This window comes from uncultured Campylobacter sp. (assembly GCF_938045625.1).
Lineage (GTDB): Bacteria > Campylobacterota > Campylobacteria > Campylobacterales > Campylobacteraceae > Campylobacter_A.
This window is the reverse complement of the sequence record NZ_CALIAV010000024.1, coordinates 1-3,922: the sequence shown is the minus strand read 5'-3', so window position 1 is coordinate 3,922 and position 3,922 is coordinate 1. Positions and strand designations below refer to the sequence as shown.

Here is a 3,922-nt window from a genome sequence, read left to right as displayed (position 1 = left end):
ACTAGCAAAACTAGGCAAATTTGACGTAAAAGCATAAAGGATTAATATGATAAGCGGTATAAACGGATTTAACGCAAACGTAAACTATGATTTTAGTAGCGCTCGCGGGCAAAATTTAAAAGCACGCGAGGAAAAAGAGGCTATAAATTTAACCTCAAATCAGGCTTCGAGTATGGCGGTCGCGCAGCCAAATTCGACAAATCAAGCTAACCCAAAAAATAGCGAAAACGTATCAAGCCTAAAGGGTATCGACATAGACTTTAACATCAAAGAGATGGAAGCGGCCATCAGGGAGATAAAAAAGCTCCCGCCCGGCGCACCGGTTAATATACGAGGCGTTTTTTCTCTGAGCGGATATACGCTGGATGAAAAGATAAGCGTATGGGGTAAGATAAGTGGATTAGACGGCTCTTTTAGTAGGAGCGAAGCGGAAAATCTGAAGAAATTTATAAATAGTAGCGGGGCGTTTGGTTTCGATAAACTTACTCGGGATTTGGCGGGATACGATACGACAAATGTTGATGAATTTGCGAAAAAATACATAAACCACGAATACCCATTTTTGGGCATAGAATATAATGCAGGGAATAGGGGGATGGAAATCCTCGACTCCGATATGAGCGTGAACGAGTTTAAGGATAGGTGGGCTGAATATACCGTGCTGAAGCGTTTGGGCGAGAGCGGCGCGGAAAGAATATCCGTAGACGGCGAAAATATCGCGATAGTCATTAATAAAAACAAGGCTCCCGTGGAGTTTAGGGAGCTTGAGAGTATCGAGTATAAGGACGAGCAGAGCAAAAAGGCGTTTATAAAATTTGTGCGAGATGCGATAGAAAAGGGTCTGGATATACAAAATCTGCTTGAGGGCAGGGCTGAATTTAAGGAAAACAGAAGCGAGGCGACAGCGTTTAAACCCATCCAAGCCACTAGCAAAAGCAAAACCTACGAGGACAAGGATATCAGACGAGAATTCTTTGAAAATTTCTTAAAAGCCGAACGCGAAAAAGGGACGGATATAACTGAAATTTTAAATCAACTAGCAAAACTAGGCAAATTTGACGTAAAAGCATAAAGGATTAATATGATAAGCAGCATAAATGGATTTAGTGCAAATATGAATTATGATTTTAGTAGCGCTCAGGAACGAAATTTAAAAGCACGCGAGGAAAAAGAGGCTATAAATTTAACCTCAAATTCGGCGCCGTCTCGATCAAATTTAACCGAACCGATTGATTATTATGCTCTCGATCCCGACGAACTGGACGAAAACGAGCTTGCCGTTTGGGCGCAAAACGTGGAGTTTTCAAAACTAAACGACAAGCAGCAAAATAGGCTTCTTGCTATAAAAATGGGCTTTAAAAAACCGATATATAAACCTTATGATCCCGTGGTCGCGCGTAAGGCGTATTCGCTAAGCGGCTATACGGAAGATGATAAAATCAGCATTTGGGGCAAGATAAACGGGCTTGATCCAAGCATGAGCAAGGGCGAGGTCGCAGAGCTAAAGAAATTTATAGATAGCACGAAGGTCTTGCAAAACAATTCAAACATGGAAAACGATGTTTTTAGCGTAGATGGGTTTATGGGTGCGTTTAGTGTGGATCTAGGAAGCTTTGGAGTTGGTCATACGAAAGGTACCGGACTTAAAATGGCGGTCGATATGGCAAACCTACTAGACTCCGATATGGATTTAGAAAAATTTAAAGATAAATGGCTTGAGGTTGCCGCCGAAAAGATACTAGGAGAGAATGCAAAGGTCAAAATATCGCTCAAAGACGGTAAGCTAAATTTTGACCGGATATCAGGGAAACGGCCTGCGGTCTTTTGGGGGCAAGAGATGGTAAAGCAGGTGAGCTACGCAGACGAAGCAACTAAAAAAGAGTTTTTAAATTTCTTAAAAGATGCGTTTAACAAAGGCGAGAGTATCGCAGACGTGCTACAAAATATAGCTCTAAAAGATGGCACAGTAAGCGATCAAGCTCCTAAAGAAACGCCCGAAGAGAATAAATTTAAACCTATCCAAGCCACGAGTAAAAGCAAAACATACGAAGATAAAGACGTCAGACGAGAATTCTTTGAAAATTTCCTGAAAGCCGAACGAGAAAAGGGGACGGATATAACTGAAATTTTAAATCAACTAGCAAAGCTAGGTAAATTTGATGTAAAAGCATAAAAGGAATTTAAATGGATGTTCTGTTAAGAAACGGCTATGACGTAAATTTATCATTATTGAGACAAGACCAAATGCAAGCTTCTGCATCTAGACTCGCCGGACAAGAGCTAGTAAGAGTGGGTGACGAAAGTATGACTTCTGCGGAATATCTAAACAGGCAAGCGCAAATCGAGTATAGAGCAAAAGACTTTTTAAGGGCTCAGTCAAGCGGCATTATCTCAAAGCTACGCGTAAATAACGTTATGGATATTAGCGATAGCAACGCTTTAAACAGGGGCGAATTTAATATTAACAATCTGCTTGGTAGAAACAGCGGCTTAGATTATCATTACAGCTCGTCTCCTACTTTGACGGGAGACTTTGCCAAATACGATTTTACGTATCTTGGCTCAAGGTACTCGGTCAATCAAGAACAAAGAATAGATAGCGTAGTAAACGATCATAATGCGTTAAAAGAGATAAAGCAAAAATACGGGGTCGATACCTCAAATGCCTATCTCAACGGCTCTCTTAGGGGCGAGAGATACTTTCAGGGTATAAATGCAGATCCTCACTCGATCAACATGTCTTTCATAGATCAAAGCGGATATCTTGAGAATACCAAATCATCAAATTTAAACTCTTACGCATCTTCAAGTACTCTGCATACTAAATACGGCGACGTAGAGGTATTTTTAGATCTATACGGCGATAACGATAAGTTGGGCATTGGAAAACTCACCAGCAATGCTTTGCTTTTTAACTTTGACAGTAACGGCGACGGAATTTTAAATAGCTCCGACAAGCTATTCTCAAAGCTCAAGGTTAGAGGATACGATAAGGACGGCAACGAAAAGATAGCAAATTTAAGCGACGTAGTATCGGATATCGATTTAACTAAATTTATAAATTCAGATGTCGTTAACTGGAATCAAAAAAGAAGAGATATCATCAACTCCGAATCTCTTGCCAATAACGATATGAGAAATTTCGTAGATACTACAAATATAGATCATAGGATATCTTACTACTCTTCAAACCCCTACACCGTATTTGCACCAGAAAGCAGATACAAAAAGGCGGAAGCCGATAGTATTAAGAACTTTTTTGATGCATACGCGGATAAAGACGGCTGGGTAGACCTAAGAAACAATAACGTATTTAATAAAAATAGCCTATTTAACAATTTTGCTTACGCTAAGGCTGGATTTGACGGAAAGCTAAAGCTTAGTGAATTTAATCCGATCATATCAAGCAAAAAGACGAGCGACGACTTCTCGTATGAAAACTATCAAAGAGATAGTTTTATGAAATTTTATAGAGATTATGAAAAAGAATCCACCGCCCACGCAAAAGACGTAGAGTGGCTATCAAAAAATCTAAAAGAGTATAACGTAGAAAATGCAGACGAATATATAAGCAGGCTAAACGGTAGCAAGTCGTCATACATGATCGCCATGGAAAATGAATTCCAAAAGGCTACAAGGCTAGAATTTAGCCCAGAAAACTTAGAGAAAGTAAAAAGAGCCTTTGATACTAATCCGAATAAAGCGGCCTTAATGATGAACGACAGCGATAGCGTAATAGCTATGAAGCTAAACGATAATGGATCTATAACCTTAAAATTTGATAGCGGTAGAGAAATAGAAGTAACGGAGCTGTATTCTGATACGGGTAAGCTTTTAGGAGATAAAACCAGAAGGGCAAGCCTAAATTTAGAAACTAAAGCCATGAGTGACATTGAGCTTGGCTCTATAAGCTTTAATAATA

Annotated in this window: 3 protein-coding genes; all 3 read left to right on the top strand. The window is 39.7% G+C overall.

The annotated features are described in order from the left end of the window. Positions 1-46 precede the first annotated feature (46 nt). The gene (locus Q0386_RS02430) at positions 47-1,072 is read left to right on the top strand and encodes a hypothetical protein (protein ID WP_299026580.1); all 1,026 of its coding nucleotides are present in this window, start codon (positions 47-49) and stop codon (positions 1,070-1,072) included. Between the two features lie 9 nt (positions 1,073-1,081). Then, positions 1,082-2,173 (top strand): hypothetical protein, encoded by a 1,092-nt coding sequence (locus Q0386_RS02425; RefSeq protein ID WP_299026577.1) that lies wholly within the window; start codon positions 1,082-1,084, stop codon positions 2,171-2,173. 11 nt (positions 2,174-2,184) lie between these two features. Further along, positions 2,185-3,922, top strand: a 1,738-nt coding sequence (locus tag Q0386_RS02420; protein WP_299026574.1) for a hypothetical protein, incomplete at its 3' end; no start/stop codon positions are given.